The organism is Nonomuraea harbinensis (assembly GCF_019396385.1).
GTDB classification, from domain to species: domain Bacteria; phylum Actinomycetota; class Actinomycetes; order Streptosporangiales; family Streptosporangiaceae; genus Nonomuraea; species Nonomuraea ferruginea.
Genome location: NZ_JAHKRN010000047.1, coordinates 1 through 17,224 on the forward strand (window position 1 = coordinate 1; position 17,224 = coordinate 17,224).

Annotated in this window: 17 protein-coding genes; 10 read left to right on the forward strand and 7 right to left on the reverse strand. The window is 71.8% G+C overall.

Annotated elements, in window-relative coordinates; all coding sequences use genetic code 11:
* A partial coding sequence (locus KME79_RS34620) for a CU044_5270 family protein (protein ID WP_219549372.1) occupies positions 1-877 on the forward strand: 877 nt, incomplete at its 5' end.
* Between the two features lie 7 nt (positions 878-884).
* On the opposite strand, the gene KME79_RS34625 is transcribed toward KME79_RS34620, so the two are convergent.
* Both KME79_RS34625 and KME79_RS34630 read right to left on the reverse strand, forming a co-directional pair.
* A complete protein-coding gene (locus KME79_RS34625) occupies positions 885-2,321 on the reverse strand; it encodes a PI-PLC domain-containing protein (RefSeq protein WP_219549374.1) in 1,437 nt (478 codons plus the stop codon).
* Positions 2,322-2,398: 77 nt separating this feature from the next.
* Positions 2,399-3,004, reverse strand: coding sequence for a CGNR zinc finger domain-containing protein (locus tag KME79_RS34630; protein WP_219549376.1), 606 nt, complete (start codon positions 3,002-3,004; stop codon positions 2,399-2,401).
* 90 nt (positions 3,005-3,094) lie between these two features.
* Between KME79_RS34630 and KME79_RS34635 the strand changes: the two genes are divergently transcribed.
* Positions 3,095-3,844: a phosphodiesterase gene (locus tag KME79_RS34635; RefSeq protein WP_219549378.1), complete on the forward strand. Its 750-nt coding sequence runs from the start codon at positions 3,095-3,097 to the stop codon at positions 3,842-3,844.
* Positions 3,841-4,458, forward strand: coding sequence for a LysE family translocator (locus KME79_RS34640; protein WP_219549380.1), 618 nt, complete (start codon positions 3,841-3,843; stop codon positions 4,456-4,458). The genes KME79_RS34635 and KME79_RS34640 overlap by 4 nt, the downstream gene beginning before the upstream one ends.
* 25 nt (positions 4,459-4,483) lie before the next feature.
* Here the strand turns inward: KME79_RS34640 and KME79_RS34645 are convergent, their stop codons facing one another.
* The 4 genes from KME79_RS34645 to KME79_RS34660 are packed head-to-tail and all read right to left on the reverse strand — an operon-like array spanning position 4,484 to position 7,788.
* Positions 4,484-4,726: a helix-turn-helix domain-containing protein gene (locus tag KME79_RS34645; RefSeq protein ID WP_219549382.1), complete on the reverse strand. Its 243-nt coding sequence runs from the start codon at positions 4,724-4,726 to the stop codon at positions 4,484-4,486.
* A complete protein-coding gene (locus KME79_RS34650; RefSeq protein ID WP_219549384.1) occupies positions 4,726-5,442 on the reverse strand; it encodes a DUF2975 domain-containing protein in 717 nt (238 codons plus the stop codon). The genes KME79_RS34645 and KME79_RS34650 overlap by 1 nt, the downstream gene beginning before the upstream one ends.
* A 49-nt stretch (positions 5,443-5,491) precedes the next feature.
* Positions 5,492-6,703 (reverse strand): hypothetical protein, encoded by a 1,212-nt coding sequence (locus KME79_RS34655; RefSeq protein ID WP_308249165.1) that lies wholly within the window; start codon positions 6,701-6,703, stop codon positions 5,492-5,494.
* Positions 6,700-7,788, reverse strand: coding sequence for a HesA/MoeB/ThiF family protein (locus tag KME79_RS34660; RefSeq protein ID WP_219549388.1), 1,089 nt, complete (start codon positions 7,786-7,788; stop codon positions 6,700-6,702). Before KME79_RS34660 ends, KME79_RS34655 begins: the two co-directional genes overlap by 4 nt.
* A gap of 288 nt (positions 7,789-8,076) precedes the next feature.
* On the opposite strand from KME79_RS34660, the gene KME79_RS34665 reads away from it, so the two are divergent.
* Genes KME79_RS34665 through KME79_RS34680 form a run of 4 tightly spaced genes read left to right on the forward strand, consistent with a single transcriptional unit; the run spans position 8,077 to position 12,049 of the window.
* Positions 8,077-10,896 (forward strand): AfsR/SARP family transcriptional regulator, encoded by a 2,820-nt coding sequence (locus tag KME79_RS34665; RefSeq protein WP_219549390.1) that lies wholly within the window; start codon positions 8,077-8,079, stop codon positions 10,894-10,896.
* A gap of 34 nt (positions 10,897-10,930) precedes the next feature.
* Positions 10,931-11,254, forward strand: coding sequence for a MerR family transcriptional regulator (locus KME79_RS47225; protein WP_308249166.1), 324 nt, complete (start codon positions 10,931-10,933; stop codon positions 11,252-11,254).
* Between the two features lie 4 nt (positions 11,255-11,258).
* Positions 11,259-11,732 (forward strand): hypothetical protein, encoded by a 474-nt coding sequence (locus KME79_RS34675; protein ID WP_219549392.1) that lies wholly within the window; start codon positions 11,259-11,261, stop codon positions 11,730-11,732.
* Complete coding sequence (locus KME79_RS34680; protein ID WP_219549394.1) at positions 11,732-12,049, forward strand: winged helix-turn-helix domain-containing protein; 318 nt, start codon at positions 11,732-11,734, stop codon at positions 12,047-12,049. Before KME79_RS34675 ends, KME79_RS34680 begins: the two co-directional genes overlap by 1 nt.
* A gap of 291 nt (positions 12,050-12,340) precedes the next feature.
* Here the strand turns inward: KME79_RS34680 and KME79_RS34685 are convergent, their stop codons facing one another.
* Entirely contained in the window at positions 12,341-13,015 is a 675-nt protein-coding gene (locus KME79_RS34685; RefSeq protein WP_219549396.1) for a hypothetical protein, read from the reverse strand.
* A gap of 252 nt (positions 13,016-13,267) precedes the next feature.
* On the opposite strand from KME79_RS34685, the gene KME79_RS34690 reads away from it, so the two are divergent.
* From KME79_RS34690 to KME79_RS34700, 3 genes are all read left to right on the forward strand, one after another.
* Positions 13,268-14,452, forward strand: a complete 1,185-nt coding sequence (locus tag KME79_RS34690; RefSeq protein WP_219549398.1) for an RNA-guided endonuclease InsQ/TnpB family protein — start codon at positions 13,268-13,270, stop codon at positions 14,450-14,452.
* Between the two features lie 46 nt (positions 14,453-14,498).
* A complete protein-coding gene (locus KME79_RS34695; RefSeq protein WP_219549400.1) occupies positions 14,499-15,500 on the forward strand; it encodes a MerR family transcriptional regulator in 1,002 nt (333 codons plus the stop codon).
* A 575-nt stretch (positions 15,501-16,075) separates the two neighbouring features.
* Complete coding sequence (locus KME79_RS34700) at positions 16,076-17,206, forward strand: NAD(P)/FAD-dependent oxidoreductase (RefSeq protein ID WP_219549402.1); 1,131 nt, start codon at positions 16,076-16,078, stop codon at positions 17,204-17,206.
* The last annotated feature ends 18 nt before the right edge of the window (positions 17,207-17,224 follow it).

Here is a 17,224-nt window from a genome sequence, read left to right on the forward strand (position 1 = left end):
CACGACGCCCTCCCGATCTGACGAGGTCCCGCCGCCGACCGACCTGAGCGCGGCACGGGACAGGTTGCTCACCGAGATCCGCCGTACTCCTGATGCCCGGCCCAGGCGGGCCGTGCGCCTGGGGGCACTGGTGAGCGCCGCCGGCCTGGCGGCGGCCGTGGCGGTGGCGGCCACCCAACTGGGGGGCGCCACCGAAGAGGGCGAGCCGCCGGTCAGCGCCGCCGCGGTGCTGGAGAACGCCGCGCTGGTGGCCGAGAGGACGAAGGCGACCACGGTACGGCCGGACCAGTGGTTCTACATGAAGGAGTCGCAGCCGGTCGACTCCCTCCCCGTGTACGAGCACTGGAGCCGGATGGACGGCGCCATGACGGCTCTGCGGGGGAGCGACGGCGAGCTGAAGGTGAGCGAGTCGGAGAAGGGGCCGACCAACTCCGCGAAGACCCTGCGCGAGATAGAAGCGCTGCCCGGCGACCCGGACGCGATGCTGCGGCACTTCTACCGGCTCAAGCGCGAGCGCGCGGCCCTGTCGATCTGCGAGCCCGAATGCCCGCCGGGCAGCGAACGGGACCGCCGCGCCTACGGTGCGATCCAGTGGTACCTGAAGTACGGGCCGATCATTCCGCCGGACACCGCCGCGACGATGTTCAGGGCGATGGCGAAGATCCCCGGCGTCACGATCGAGGAGAACGTCGCCACCGCCGAAGGCCGCCCCGGCCTGGCGGTCGTCCTGGATCTCGGCGAGGCGGGCAAGGGGTACACGATTCTCGATCCCCGGACCTACCGCTACCTCGGCGTCAAGAGCGTGCGCGGCGGTCACAGCATGGCCATGTCCGTCCTGGACTCCGGCATCGTCGACAGGCCGGGCGAGACGCCCTGACGGCCGGTCATTGGACGGTGCCGGCTTGGCTGAGAAGGTTCTGGTACCAGCTGGCATACGGGTGATTGGTGGCCGGGAAGGTGGCCAGGGGATCGGTCGCCTGGGAGGCCGAGTCCAGGTTCCAGCCGCGGACGAGCCGTCCGGCCTGCCGGGCCGCGGTGATGAACGACGACTGACTGGCGGGGGCGGCGTAGTACAGCGCGCCCTGCTGGAGCTCGGCGCTGTCGCCCTGCTGGAACTCGTCGAAGGCGATCTGCTGGTAGCGGATGCGGTCACCGGTGCGCTGGGCCGTGTCGACGCGCAGGGTCTGGGCCGGGGTCGGGCCGTCGGCGCCGGTCCAGACGCGCACGCTGGACGCGCCGGCGGCCGAGGTGGTCTTGTCGTGGCGGGGGTCGGTGGTCTTGGCGTTGCCCGTCCAGGTGACCGTGCGCGCGGCGGGGTCGAGGGCGCCTGCCCAGGTCCAGTTCTGGCTGTTGCTCTGGCTGCGGTGGATCTCGCGCAGCCGGGTGCCCGTGGCGTCGAACCGGATCGTGGGCAGGACGCCGTTGTCGTACTGGCGGCTCGGTGACCAGGTGATCTCGCCGTCGGCGGCGAGCCGTCCGACGCGGTACCACAGGGTGGTCGCGTTCTGGGAGCGGTGGACCTCGACCAGGTCGCCGTGGTCGTTGAGGGCCACGGCGGGGGTCATGCCGGAGTCGTAGCGGCCGTGGCGCAGCCAGGTCACCGTGCCGTCCGAGCCGTACGTGCCGCTCCAGTACCAGAGGTCGCCCGAGCCCGAGTCGTGCACCTCGACGACCTGGCCGCGGCCGTTCATCGCGACGGCCGGACTGGTGCCGGAGTCTCGCTTGTAGAGGGCGCGGGTCCTGGCGTTGCCGGAGAGCAGCGCGAGGACGCGGCCGCGCAGCGCGCCCACGGTCGGCGGGGTGGCCGGGTAGTCGGACGCGCGCAGCAGTTTGGCGCCGAAGACGGAGACGAGCTCCTGGTTGAGTGCGGCGAGGTTGCCCGCGGCGTACGAGGTGTTGTCGGTCAGGTCGTCCTTGATGTCGAGCGCGACGGTGATGGGCGCGGCGGTGGGGTGGTTCGTGGACCAGGTGTCGATCACGGTGAGCCAGTCGCGCAGGAGGTTCGAGGCCGGGTTGCCGGCGCGGTCCACGAGGTCGCCGGGGGCGTCGTGGCCGATCGCGTAGTCGCGGGCGGTGGCGTAGCCGTTGTCGTGGATGTCGAGCTCGATGAAGCGGACGCCCTGGTCGAGCTGGCGGGTGATCGAGCCCCTGGTGCCGTCCAGGTCGCCGGAGTAGCTGTTGTGGGTGGCGCGGAAGATCGCCGAGGGTAAGGGCGGGTCCGCCGCCGCGCCGGCGGGACCGGCGGTCAGCAGGGCGGACAGGAGCACAGTGGCGAGCACGGTGGCGAGCACGGTGGCGAGCGCTGTGAAGGGCTGGGGCATCGGCTGTCCTCAGGTGGGGGGGTGCCTCCAGAAAACACGATCATGGTCTTCCGGCCAACCCCCTCGCCCCGGCACGCTCAGGTCTCGGGGAGAGCGGCGTTGTGGCGCTGGTAGTGGCGGGCCGCGCGGGCTCGGTTGCCGCATGACGGCTTGCACCATTCCTGCCGCCCATGGCTCTGGACGAAGTAGCGCACGCAGCGAGGCGCGTCGCAGGCCCGCAGGCGCTCGCGCTGCGGACCGCTCAGGAAGTCGATGGCGGCCCGCGCCAGGGCCGCGATCAGCCGGACGTCGGCGTCGGGCTCGGCCGACAGCACCCCTGTGCTGGGCTCCCCGTCCGCGGGCCAGTGCAGGTGCGGGACGATCGCCTCGCGGGCGGCCGCCGCGTTGAGGAGAGCCAGCGCCTGCTCGGCGGGCATCAGCCGGTGGGCGTCGGCCCGGCTCGGCGGCGCCGGGCTGACCGCTCGCGCGAACAGCGCCCGCACGGCCCGGCGCAGCTCGACGATCTCGCTTCTCAGCTGCTCGTCCCCGCTGAGCTGCGCGACGTCGACGTGGCCGGCCAGCAGCTCCGCCTGCCGGCCGATCCAGCGGGTCATGCTCTGCGGCGTGGCCAGGTCGTCGGCGACACCGCCGTTGCCGTCATGGCGGATCGTGCTCGCCAGTTCCAAGGCCGGCCAGCGTTCCACTCCAACCCCTTCCGGTTGCCCGCTCCTCTTCCGTACCCTACGGTCTCTAACGGTAAATTCCATTTAACCATTAGACGAAAGGGTGACACGATGACGCTGTTGCTGGCTCAGATCAGCGACCTGCACCTCGACGGCACCGACCGGGCGACCCGGCGCGCCACCCGCGTCATGGACCACCTGCGGGCGCTCCCTCGCCCGGTCGACGCCGTGCTGGTCACCGGCGACATCGCCGATCACGGTGAGGAGGCCGAGTACGAGCAGGCCGCCCGGATCCTGGCCGCCCCCTTCCCGGTGCTCACCTGTCCCGGCAACCACGACGCCCGCCCGGCCTACCGCAAGGCGCTGCTGCGGCAGCCGCCCGGCCCCGGCCCCGTCAACCAGGTGCACCACATCGCCGGCACCGCCATCCTGATGTGCGACTCCACCATCCCCGGCCACGACGAGGGCCGGCTCGACCCCGAGACCCTCGCCTGGATGTACGCCACCCTCGACGGGCTCGCCCCCGGCACGCCCGCGCTGATCGCCTTCCACCAGCCGCCCGTCGAACTCCACCACCCGTTGCCCGACTCCTCCCGGCTGGAGGAGCCCGGCGACCTGGCCGCGCTGCTCGACGCCCACCCGCGGGTCGCCGCCGTGCTCACCGGGCACGCTCACACCGCGGCCGCGTCCACCTTCGCGGGCCGCCCCTTGATCGTCGCACCGGCCGTCACCTGGACCCTGCGCATGCCGTGGGAGGGAGACCGGCCCGCCGACCGCGAGCAACCGCCCGGCCTCGCCTTCCACGTCCTGGACGACGACGGCCGCCTGACCACCCATTTCCGCGTCGTGCTCCAGGCATGATCCACCCGTCCGCGATCGCCGCGTTCCTCCTGGCGATCCTGCCCGTCATCGCCACCCCGGGAGCCAGCCTGACCTTGCTGATCCAGCACGTCACCGCCGGCGGGCGCCGTCAGGCTATCCCTGTCATCCTCGGTACGGTCACCGGCCTGTACGGGCACGCCGCCCTGGCCGCCGCCGGCCTGTCGGCACTGGTCATGCACTCCAGCCAGGCCTTCACCGCCGTCAAGCTCCTCGGCGCGGTCTACCTCGTGGGCCTGGGCCTGTGGACGTGGCGCTCGACCACCCTGCCCTCGCCTCCCGCGCTGACGGACCAGCCGGAACGGTCGGGCTCCGGCTATACGCAAGCCCTGCTCGCGAACGTGCTCAACCCCAAGGCGGCCTCGATCTATCTGACCCTGGTCCCGCAGTTCGTCCTGCCCGGCCACGATCTCGGCGGGCAGATCCTCGCCCTGGCCACCGCGCACGCCCTGCTGATGGCGGTGTGGTTGCTGACCTGGACGGGCCTCCTCCACCGAGGGGCGCATTTCGTGCGCGGGGCCGGGTTCAGGCGCGCGGCGGGCAGGTTGACGGCGGTCGTCCTCGTCGTCCTCGGCCTCCGGGCCGCCGTGGGGTAGGCGTCAGGGCGGCCGCCTCGCGCGGTCAGTCCGTGGAGGAGCGGGGAGTGAAGGACAGGAGGTCGCCGGGCTGGCAGTCGAGGACCTCGCAGAGCTTGCTCAGGGTGGAGAAGCGGATCGCCTTGGCGCGGTTGTTCTTGAGGATCGAGAGGTTCACGTTGGTGATGCCCACCCTGTCGGCCAGCTCGACCACCGTCATGCCGCGCTCTTCGAGCAACCTGTCCAGGTGCACCTCGATGGTGTGCTCGGGGTTCTCGGCGGGCGACATCAGACTGTTCCTTCGAGTTCCTCGCGCATGTGCGCGCCGACGCTGACGACCTTCGACATCACCACGAGTCCGAGCCCGGCGAGCAGGAACGCCCAGGGGACGGTCCAGCCGAACAGGGCCATCTCCCACACGTCCCTGATGGAGCCGGCCACCATCGACACGGCCAGGCCGGTCTCGACGACGGTCGTGTAGAGCGACGCCGCGACTGTGCCGGCCATGACGAACACGCCGAGGAACCACAGCCTGCGGACGACCACCTTATCGAAACCGTTCTCCCGCCGTACGCCTCTGATCAGCCGGTCGAGGAGGACGATCGAGACGAGCAGGACGAGCGCGGTGGCGAACCGCGACGACTGAAACAGCAGCTGCGTGCCGAGGCTGGAGTCGTCCTTGCAGATCCGGGGCAGGTCGTAGACGAACTCGACTCCCTTCTCCACGGGGTAGGGGTCGGTGTCGAGGGCGCCGCTCGTCTGCACGGCTTTCCGGCGTTGGGGGTTCTCGGCGACGTTGCCCTCCACGTCGAGGATGTTCGGTGATGACACGCACACCAGGCTCTGGGTGCCGAGAGAACCCCACGCGTTCTCTCCGCCGGTCAAGACCGCGCGCCCGACCTCGGTGGCCGTCGTCACGGCGAACAGCACCAGGAAGACGCGGACGACTATCGCCGTCCACTTCAGGGGGGTGGATCTGTTGAGGGGCACAGTACGGCTCCGCATCGTTGATCGATATTATCGAGTTTCGATGGTATCGACAAACGATACGGAGTCAAGCGCGTTGCCGGAACCGGCGGGCGTACTCCTTGACGGCCAGAGCGGCGGCGAGTGTCTGAGGGCTGAGGAGCAGGGCGGCGCAGAGGAGGGAGTACCAGAACCGGCCCGTAAGAGGGCCGAGGGCCAGACCGGCGGCGGTCCACTGGAGCACGGTCACGATGACGGGAAGCAGGAAGAACGCGAACCAGCCGAGAACTCCGACGAACCCTGCCAGCCACACCCAGCGGAACCAGCGGCCGGCCCGCCGGTCGGCCGCGGACGCCCGCGCCAGCTCCGCCGCCTGACCGGGGGACAGGCGGCCGAACGCCTGCCGCAGCATCAGCGACTTGACCCGCCACAGGTCGCGGCAGCCCAGGGCGTTCACCAGCACCGCGTACAGGTCGGTGCGGAGGAAGATCATGCACTGCCACAGCATCCCGGTCAGTTTCACGTACACCCACACCGCGAGCAGCGCGTCCACCGTCGGCGGGGGCGTCCACAGGCCCGCCTGGACCATCAGGCGCCCGCTCAGCAGCAGGCTGAGCAGCACCGCGTCCACCGCCAGCCCGCCGAGCAGCGGGGCGTACCTCTGCCGGCGGGGCACCGTCCACACCTGGGTGAGGTCGGTCTCGAAGACGAGCAGCATCATGCGGCGGTCGATCCCGAACCGGGACCTGACCCCGGCCGCACAGGCGGCCAGCCAGTGTCCGCACTCGTGCAGGGCCGTCGAGGCCAGCGCGAAGGGCGCCAGGAGGAGCGCGCTCAGGCCGATGTCGCCGAGCGGGAACGCGTCCCGCGCCGGCTGAGGGAACAGCGAGGGCGAGACGACGAAGACGCCGGCGGAGAACAGGGCGCAGGCGGCGTAGACGGTCCAGGCCACCGGGCCGAAGAACGGGCGGGCCGGCCTCTGGCTCACGCCGCCCATCCAGCGGCGGAACTGGATGGGCGCGGTGCGTACGGCTTCGCGCTCCTCGCCGGTGCGGTCGTCGACGAAGCCGAGCTCGGTGAGGACCTGGACGAACGCCGGCACGTCGACCGGCTCACCGGCGAACGCCTCGGCCTCGGCGGCGGCCTCGTCCGTCGTCGCGCCGCGCCGCAGCGCGGAGATCACCACCCCGCCCACCGCGGGCACGGTCACGAACGTGCCGGTCTCGGGGTCGCCGACCACGACCTCGTCGCCCTCGGGCACCAGGGTCAGCGCGCGCAGCGGGACCGTCGTGCCGCTCACCGCGGGACCAGCGCGCACGCCGGGCAGCCGGGATCGCGGGGGAACGGCTCCCAGGAGGCGCGCAGCCCGTCGCGGAGGTCGAGCGTGACGCGGCCGCCGGCGGCCTGGGGCGGCTCGAACCCGGTGAGGTAACGCAGGGCCTCGAAGGCGATCAGCGAGCCGACCTGCATGGCCATCGGCCCGTTGAGCCCGTTGTTCAACCGCAGCCCCTGGGCGAGCCGGTGGGCGACGCCACGCGACGTGGGCTCGTCCGGGGAGGGCCGGTCCGAGTCGTCGCACCGCAGACACGGGCTCCTGCCCGGATCGACCGAGGAGTAGATGAGCTGGGTCCGCGTCATCCCGCCGGAGACGAGCGGGACGCCGGCCCGCAGGGCGGCCTCGTTCACCCAGAGGTGGGCGTCGCGCTCCCCGTCCAGGCCGCCCGCCACCAGGTCCACGCCGTCGAACAGGCCCTTGAGGTCGTCAGGCCCGGAGATCCACCGGTCGACGGCTCGGACCTCGATGCCGGGGTCGTACGCGTGCACCCACGCGGCGGCGCGCTCCACCTTCGACCGCCCGATGTCCACGTGCCGGTAGAGGAACTGCCTGGCGAAGTTGCGCGGCGCGACGTCGTCGCGGTCCACCAGCGTCATCGCGCCCACGCCCAGTCCGGCCAGGCACTGGACGAGCGAGGAGCCGCCGCCGCCCACGCCGAGGACCAGGACGCGGGAGTCGCGCAGCCGCCGGACGAACTCCGCCCGGGACCTCTCCAGCGTCGCGTAGGAACCGAAGAAGGTGAGGTTGGAGAAGTGCCGCTCGTCGGCGGCGGCGTCACCCAGCCATCGTTCGGCGGCGTTCTCGATCAGCCCGAGGGAGTCGAGCCCGGCCAGGCCCTCCTGCACCTCCGTGACGGTGACCGCCATGCCCCGGGCGGCCAGCGCGGAGGACAGCTCCTCGGCCGAGGCCGGGCCCCGGCCGAGTACGCCGAGAAGCGCCGCGACCCTCCCCTCGGGGTCGGCCAGCGTGAGCGCCTCCCTGGGGTCGTGGACCACGACGAGGTCGTCGCCGAGGGACTCCCAGACGCACTCTTTCAACATGACGCGCATCGCCACTCCGATCCATCACGGTGACAGGGGGCGGGGGACGGCCAGGCCGTCCCCCGCCTGCTAGGTGGCGACGCCTCAGACGGGCGGGGCGGCGGTGGCCTTGACGGCCTCGACCTTGCGAACTTCGATCTTCATGCTGAGCACCTCCTCCCGGTGTCCTTCTCGACCAAGAGTTCTAGGCAGCTCCACAAAAGCTCTATAAGGTCGCTACACATGTCCGTGGAACGCGGGGCGCGTGTGGATTTCGCTGTCCTCGGGCCTCTTCGGGTCCTCGATTCAGGGCGTCCGGTGCGATTACCGCCCAAGCCGCGCGCGGTGCTCACCACCCTCCTGCTGCATCCGAACACGGTCGTCTCCAAGGACCGCCTGGTCATGTCGGTCTGGGATGATCCGCCCCGATCGGCCTGGGCCAACCTGCAGAGCTACGTGTCCCTGCTCCGCAGGGCGGCGATCGAGGTGGAGACCCACGACCAGGGCTACCGTCTCCCGCTCACCCCCGCCCGGCTCGACCTCCTGGCCTTCGGCGACGCGGTACGGCAGGCCAGGCGGCAGGTCGCCCTGGGCAACGTGGACGACGCCCTCCCCCTGTTCGAGCAGGCGTTCCTGCTGTGGCGCGGCAGACCCGCGGAGGGGGCCGCGCTCGGCGCGGCGCTGACCCCGCGCATCAGCGAGCTGGAGGAGCAGGCGACGAGCGCCCGGCTCGACTGGATCGACCTGCGGCTGCGGTCGGACCGGCACGCCGAGCTGGTCGGCGAGGTGACGGCGCTGGTGGAGGCCGCGCCGCTCAGCGAGCGGCTGTGGCACCGGCTGATGCTGGCGCTGCACCGGGCGGGACGGCGGGCGGAGGCGCTGGAGGCCTACCGGCGGGCGAGGTCCGTGCTCGTCTCCGAACTGGGCGTCGAACCCGGCCAGGAGCTGCGCGACCTGCACGCCGCGCTGCTCGACGACGCCCCCGCCCAGCGCCCGCCGGCACCGGGGCGGGTCGTCCCCGGTCCAGCGAGTGTCTGCCTGCTCCCCCCGGACGTCGCCGACTTCGTCGGGCGCGACCGCGAGGCGCGCGCCATGGTCGAGGCGTTGCGCGGGACCGGAACGCGCTCCGCCGCACCGCTGATCGTGGTGGTGTCCGGCCCGCCCGGTGTGGGCAAGAGCACCCTGGCCGTCCACGTCTCCCACCGGATGCGGGAGCACTATCCGGACGGCCAGCTGTTCGTCCGGCTGGACGGCGCCTCGCCCGCACCCCGTGACCCCGCCGACCTGCTCGCCGAACTGCTCAGAGCGCTCGGGGTGGACGGCGTCATGATGCCCGCGGCCGTCGAGGACCGCGCGGCGCTGTACCGGGCCAGGATCGCCGACCGCGCCGTCCTCGTGCTGCTCGACGACGCGGGCGGTGAAGCCCAGGTGCAGCCGCTGCTCCCGGGCACGTCGAGGTCGGCGGTGGTGGTCACGTCCCGGGGGCCGCTGCCCATGCTGGCGGGTGCCACCGCGTTGACGCTGGACGTGCCGTCGCCCGCGGACGCCCGTGAGTTCCTCGCGGAGGTGGTCGGCGCCGACCGTGTCGAGAGCGCCGCCGAGGCCGCCGAGACCATCGTGCGGGCATGCGGCCGGCTCCCGCTCGCGCTCCGCATCGCCGGGGCGCGCCTCGTCACCCGTCCGGCATGGCCGCTGGCCGAGCTGGCCCACCGGCTCACGGACGCCTCGACCCGCCTGGACGAGCTCCGGTCCGGGCGGCTGAGCATCCGCCGGCCCTTCGCGATGAGCTATGCGACGCTGTCCGACGAGGCGCGGCGCGCGTTCCAGGCGTTCGGGCACCTCGGAGTCGACGGCGTGGCCGCCTGGTCCATCGGCGCCCTGCTGGGGGAGCCCGCCCGCGTCGTGGACCACGCCCTGGAGGAGCTCACCGCCGCGGGCCTGCTCACCGCCGACGAGATCGACGGAGCCGCGCAGCCCCGCTACCACATGCACGACCTGCTGCGGTGTTTCGCCTCCGAGCTGTCCGGTGCGGAGTCCCGGTCGGACGCGCTGGGCCGGCTCGCCGCGGAGGCGCTCGCCCGGGTCACCGCCGCGTCGTGGGAGCTTCCCCACGCCGTCGCCCCGCCGCGAGCTCAGATCCCGGCACCGCCGTCCGCCGAGGGACGCGCCTGGTTGCTCGCGGAGCGCGCGGTCCTCGTCTCGGCCATCGAGGCGACGGCCGAGGCGGGCATGGTGTCCGTCGCCGCCGACCTCGCCTACGCGTTCTCCGCTTTCGGCACCGTACGCGGCTTCCACGACGACACGGGTCACGTGCTGGACGCCGTGATCCGATCAGCCCGGCGGCACGGCGACACGCGGACCGAGACGCACACGCGGCTGGTCCGGGCCGACGTCGAGATCGACCGGCGTCGAAGCCACACGGTCGAGCCGGAGTTCCGTGCGCTGCTGGCGCACTTCGAGGCGGTCGCCGACCATCATGCGGGCGGGTACGCGCTCGTCGGGCTCGCCTCCTGCCAGTTCGAATCAGGGGAACTGGAGCAGGCCCTGTCCAACGCCTCCAAGGCGCTCTCCGCGCTCCGCTCGGCCGGCGACGCCCACGGGATGCTGGCGGCCTGGATGGTCGTGGCGGGGGTCGCGGTCCTCCAGGGCCGTTACGACGACATCATCAGGACCTGCCGGCGCGCGCTGGAGATCGCGACCGACGACAGGAGCAAGGTGCATCGCGCCGGGTTCCTTCGCGGCCTCGGCATCGCGTGCTACGAGACGGGCCGGGTCGAGGAGGCGATCGGCCACTACCAGGCCAGCCTGGACCTCAGCCGCGAGCTCCAGTGGCCCAAGGGCGTACGGGCGACCCTGCGCAGGCTCGGCGAGGCCCATGCCGCGCTCGGGCGTTTCGACCGCGCGGAGGGCATGCTGCGGGAGAGCATGGAGATGTGCGCCCGCGCGGGTGACGCGCAGGGCGAGGCCCTGACCGCGTTCGCCCTCGGAGAGCTGTGCCGCCGGAGAGGGGACGAGCGCGGAGCCCTGGAGTACTTCACCTCCTGCCGCGCGCGTCTCGGCTCCACCGACGGCGTGTGGCGGACGCGCACCGAGCACGAGATCGCCCGTTCGACGGCCGCGCTCTCAGGGCCGGCTTGACCTTGTGGCAAGGACAGGGCTTCTACTGTTCGCCATGTTGCTGATAGGCGAAGTCGCCAAGCTCGCGGGCGTGACCCCCCGGACAGTCCGTCACTACCACCGGATCGGGCTGCTCGCCGAGCCGGAGCGTACCGCCGGAGGTTATCGGACCTACGGCATCGGGGCGTTGAGCCGCCTGCTGCAGATCCGCAAGCTCACCGCGCTGGGCATGGGACTCGGCGAGGTCGCCGACGCGCTGACGGACACGGGCGGAATGGACGTGCGGGAGGCACCGCACGGCTTCCGTCGACTACTTTCCTGCGAGGAAAACAGATGGTACTTTCCTTATAGGAAAGTAGTAGTCGACCTCGGGGGATAGTCCCATGAACCAGCACGATGCCCAGGCTTCGCTCGACGACATCCACCGCCTCCAGGACAGGACCCGTGAGCAGATCGTCCGCCAGAGCTTCGCGCTTCCGCGCGTGGTCATCTCCGCGCTCGGCCTCTTCACCGCCTTCGCGGCCATCGACCTCCCGCGCCCCTGGAACTTCGTCGGTCTGGCGCTCGGGTGGGCGGTGTACGCGGGCGTGGGGATCGTCCACGAGCACCGGGCCTCGGTCCGCCGCAAGCCCACCCCGCCAGAGGTCCTTTTCCACGGCGGCCTGCTGGCCTGCATCATGGTGGCCTTCATCGTCGGCCGGATCGCCTCCTTCGCGCTGTTCGACCTGCCGTCTCAGGGGCTGCTGTCACAGGCCGCCGCGGGCGCGACCGTGGCGGCCCTGGCCTACGTCGCGGCCACGCCCGTGAACCGCTCCCTCATGAAGGCGATCGTCCAGCAGGACGGCAGGGTCGCCTGATGGATCCGCTCTTCGACGAGTTCCTGCACGTCCCGGCGCGCCTGTCGATCGTGGCGCTGCTGGCGCCGGCCGAATGGGTGGACTTCGGCTTCCTCAGGGACTCGGTCGGCACCAGCGACTCGGCGCTGTCCAAGCAGGTCTCCGCGCTGACCGCCGCCGGGTACGTCATCGTCCGTAAGGACCAGGACAAGCGCGCGCGGCGGACGTACGTGCAGCTCACCCCGCAGGGGCGGCTGGCCTTCCAGCGGCATGCGGCGGCTCTGGAGCGGATCGTCGCCCTCGCCCGCGATTCCGCCGGTCAGCCCACCATCGACTAGAAATGCGCTGGAGATGTTGGGTGCTGGGGTCGGGCTCGACCAGTCCACCCCCGGTCCAGGCCACACGGGGACGATCCCACGTCGTCTCCCGAGCTCGTCGACCCCTATCGCGCCGGTGTCGGGCAGAGCTCGCCGTGGCAGGAGTGGAACCTGAAAATGGCCGCGCTGGCGGAGGCCGACGTGGACGACCCTCATCGACGAGGTCGCGGAGCCCCGGCCAGCGGCGGGTCATGGAACTTCTGGTCGAGTACGGACGACGGGAGCCGGAGCAATGGGGCCAGTGACCGTCTTTCAGACCTTCTGTGGAAGGTAAGGGCTGAAGTGGTCGGCGACGAGCTCGGCGATCGCGGCGGCGTCGCGGGAACCGTCGACCTCGATCACCCGGATGCCGATCCGCTGGGCGGTGCGGACGGCGTCCTCCGCGACGAGGCGATCACGGGTGAGGCGGTTGGCCTGCGCCCGGGCCGGGTCGCTGACGCGGTGCCCGAGTGAGGCGGCCCGGGGGAGCTCCTGGACCTGGCGCAGGCGGAACTCCGGGGTGGGCACGATGACGACCATCCGGCGCGGTGAGTCGATGACGGGCGCGACGAGTTCGGGGCGGAGCCCCCAGCCTTCGGCGATGATCGGGTGACCCGAGACGAGCGCGCGGAGGTCGTCCAGGGCCCACTCGAACCGGTCCGGGAAGCCGGCCAGCGTCTCGGCGGCCATCTCCTCCGGAGTGGTGTGGACCCACATCCGGTCCGGGTCGGGACCGGTGACCGGCTCGCCGCGGCCGACGCGACGGGCGATCCGGCGGTCGTTGTGGCCGCGCGCGTCGTGGTAGTCGTAGTGGTAGACGGTGACGCCGTACTGGACGGCCAGGAGCCGTGCGACGGTCGACTTGCCGGCCCATTGGCCGCCGCCGATCCACAACGCGCGGCGCAGCGTGCCGAAGGGGTCCAAGGTCTGGGCGCCGTGGCTGGTCACCAGGTTCCTCCTGTGGTGGGGGCGCGACGGTGCGAGAGCGGGGCTTGAGTCTCAGGCCGCTTGAGACTCCATCAGATCCTCCCGAGGGGACCGTCGCCTTCAGACAACGGGGGAATCGGGAGCGGGAGAGCCGCCAAGGCCCGAGCGTGCCCTGACCTGTCAGGTCCGCGCATCAGGGATGTCCTTCCTGGTTTTGTCGGCGCCGGCCGATATCGTGGCAATGTCGTTACCGAGTGTGATGGGAGGTGGGGTGTGCGCAGGTCGTTGAAGTTCCTGCTGCGCCCCACCCGCCACCAGGAGATCGCTCTCACCGCGTGTCTGGAAGACCACCGGCAGCTCTACAACGCAGCCCTGGAGCACCGCCGCACCGCCTACGCCAAGGCGGGCGTGAGCGTCCGGTACGGCGACCAGTCGGCTGAGTTGAAGCACATCCGGGGCGATGACACCGGCGGGCAGGGCCGCTGGTCGTTCTCCTCCCAGCAGGCCACCCTGCGACGCCTCGACAAGGCGTTCCGCGCGTTCTTCGCCCGCGTCAAGGCCGGACGAGCCCCGGGCTTCCCGCGTTTTAAGGGCCGTGGCTGGTTCGACACCGTCGAGTGGCCGAAGGACGGTGATGGCTGCCGGTGGGACTCCCAGCCCGAGCACCCCTCGGCCACCTATGTCCGGCTTCAGGGGGTCGGGCACGTCCGCGTCCACCGGCACCGGCCCGTGCGCGGCCGGGTGAAGACGATCGCCGTCAAGCGTGAGAGCTCCCGCTGGTACGTAGTCCTGTCGTGCGACGAGGTACCTGTCGGCCCGCTGCCTGCGACGGGTGCGGTGGCCGGGATCGACATGGGTGTGGCCTCGCTCGTCACCACCTCCGACGGCGTGCAGGTGGCGAACCCGCGCCATCTGGCCGCCACCGCCGGCCGCCTGGCGGACGCGCAGCGCGACCTGGCCGGCAAGCGGCGCGGCTCCCGGCGGCGGCGCAAGGCGGTGGCCCGCGTCGCCGCCCTGCACGGCAAGGTCCGCCGTCAGCGCCTGGACCACGCGCACAAGGCCGCGAACGTGCTGGTCGGCGCCTACGACGTGATCGTGCACGAAGACCTGCGGATCACGAACATGACCCGCTCGGCGTCCGGCACGATCGAGGCTCCCGGCCGGAACGTCGCACAGAAGTCCGGCCTCAACCGGAGCATCCTGGATGCGGGTTGGGGGGTGTTCCTGACGATCCTGTCGCACAAGGCTGAAAGCGCCGGTCGCAAGCTGATCGCGGTGAACCCCGCCGGCACCTCCCGCACGTGCTCGCGTTGCGCGCACGTGGCGAAGGAGAACCGCCTCACCCAGGCCGAGTTCCGGTGCGTGTCGTGCGGGCATGCCGCGCACGCTGATGTGAACGCGGCGGTCAACATCTTGAGGGCAGGGCTTGCCCTTCGCCAGGCTGCGGAAGCGGCTTAGCGAGAAGCCGCTCCCTTCAGGGAGCGGAGGAGTCACAGTGACGGGCATGGACGACAACAACGAGACGTACCCGATCGGGGATGTGGCGCGCCGGACCGGTCTGAGCGTCAGCGCCATCCGCTACTACTCCGACGCCGGGGTCATCGCGCCCACCCACGTGACCGAGGCGGGCTACCGACTGTACGACGTCCGGGCCATCGCCCGGCTGGAGCTCATCCGTACCCTTCGGGACCTGGACGCGGGGCTGGACGACATCCGCCGGCTGCTCGACGGCGAGACGTCGCTGCACGATCTCCTCGCGACGCACCTGGAGCTCGTCGAGCGTCAGGAACGTGACCTCCGGGCCAGGCGGGCCGTGCTCAGGACCCTGGTCAAGCAAGGCGGCACGGCCGCCAAGGTCGCCCTGATGCACAAGCTCGTCTCGATGCCCGACGAGGAACGCGAGCGGCTGCTCGACGACTTCTGGAACGAGGTCGGCGAGAACCTGGACGTCCCTCCCGGCTTCGTCGAGCGGTTGCACACGATGCGGCCGCGCCTGCCGGAGGACCCCACGGCCGCCCAGCTCGAAGCCTGGATCGAGCTGGCCGACCTGGTGCGGGGCGAGGAGTTCCGCGGCGCTGTCCGCTCCTGGCTCCAGGACACCTACGGCACGTTCCCGGGACGGCGGCTGGCCGACGCGCCGGTGTGGGACTTCATCCACCAGGAGGGGATGGAGATCGGGAAGGAGGTCCTGGAGGCGTATCGTTCGGGGCTGCCGGCCGACTCCCCGCGGTCGCGGGAGCTGGTCGTCGGCATGGCGGACGCGACCGCCGGGGCCCTCGCCGGCGGGCGCTCCACGGCCGAGTCACGTGAGCGGCTGGCCACGGCCTTCCTCATGGTCGAGGAGATCCAGCGCTCGGATGCGGAAGAGAACGCCCGGTACGACGCCACCCACGGCAGATACCTGTCCCTGGTAGCCGTGATCAACGGGACCCCGCCCGACCTCGGCGAGGAGGCCCCCGCGCTCTTCGCCTGGATCGCGGCAGCCCTTCGTGCCTCGGCCCGTTGAACCTGGCGCAAGGTGATCTGGAGCTGTCACCCTCTTCGTCATGGTTCGCACATGGATGGTGGCCTGGTGCTTACTCGTCTCGATCGCCGGCTGCGCGGGTTCGCCGCCGGCGTCGTCCGCGCCGACACCCGACTCCGCCTCGGGAACGCCGCCGCAGCAGTACCACGCCACCGAGCTGAGGCCCGGCGACTGCGTCGAGCCCTTGCCCGAGACGTTCACGGTGACCGTCGTCCCCTGCGATGTGCCGCACTCGGCCGAGTTCGCCACCACGTACGTCCTCCCGGAAGGGCCGTATCCGGGAGCGGAGATGACGCGGCTCATGGAAGTCGGATGCCTTCCGAGAATGCGCATCGAAGACTCGAAAAGGGATGAAATGGGCCTATGGGGGCTTTGGCCCGCTCAGGAGGACTGGCCCCGCACCAGGACCGTGTACTGCCTGGCCGCCCCCTTGGACGGGCGGAAGATCACGGGACGTGTGGTCAAGTAACCGTCTATGTGGCGGCGTTGTGGAGGTATCGGGCGGATAGCGTGCAAACGACCGGATGGGCGGGGTGTCGCGCCTAACGTCGCAGGATATGCAGACAGTGGACGTACTCGTCGTGGGCGCGGGCCTGGCCGGCCTGCACACGGCTCGCCTGCTCGCGCGGCGGGGCCTGGACGTGATGGTGGCCGACCGCCGCAGGTCGCTGTCGGCCGGGATCCGTACGACGGGGATCTTCGTACGGCGCACCCTCGACGACTTCGACCTGCCGGACCGGCTGCTCGGGCCCGGCATCAGGGACGTGCTGCTGTATCCGCCGTCGCGGCGGTCGCCGGTCCGGCTCACCAGTGACCGGGACGAGTACCGGGTGGCCGACATGGCGGCCGTCTACGAGCACGCGCGGCGCGCGGCGGAGTCGGCCGGGGCCCGGGTGCTGCTGGGCGTACGGTATGACGGCATGTCGGCGGGGCTGGTGCGGTTCGTGGGCGCGGAGCCGGTGACGGCCCGGTTCGTCGTCGGCGCCGACGGGGCCCGGTCGCGGGTGGCCCGTGATCTGGGACTCGACGTGAACCGCCGCCTGCTCGTCGGCGCCGAGATCGTCCATCCGATCGCGCCGGGCAGGACCGCCCCGGCCTTCCACTGCGTGCTGGATCCGCGGGTCGCTCCCGGATATCTGGGCTGGGTGATCGACGACGGATGGCATGCGCATGTCGGGGTCGCGGGGTATCCGGGCGCGATGCGTACCGGGATCCGGCACCTGCTGGACGCCTTCGCCGAGGACGCGCCCGGCCGCTCGGCGCCGACCGGGCCGGTCGAGCGCCGGGGCGGGCCGATCCCGGTGGGCGGCGTGCTGCGGCGGCTGGCGTGCCCGGCGGGGCTGCTCGTCGGGGACGCCGCGGGCGCGGTGTCGCCGCTGACGGCCGGTGGGCTGGACCCCTGTCTGCGCATGTCCGAGCTGGCCGCGGCGGTCGCCGCCGACTACCTGCGTACGGGGGACGCGCGCGTGCTGCGCCGGTACGACGGAGGCGCGTTGCGTGCCCGGTTCCGGGGCCGGTTGCTGCTGCGCCGGGTGTTCGCCGGCATCCGGTCCCCGGCCGCGGCCGAGGCGGCGGTGACCGCGCTGCGCGGCCGTGCCGGGCGTACGCTGGCGGCGCGGATCTTGTTCGGCGACGGCTCGTTCCCCGATGTCGGTCCACGGCTCGCGGGCCCGGTCCGGAGCGCCTGAAGTCATGTGCGGTGTCGC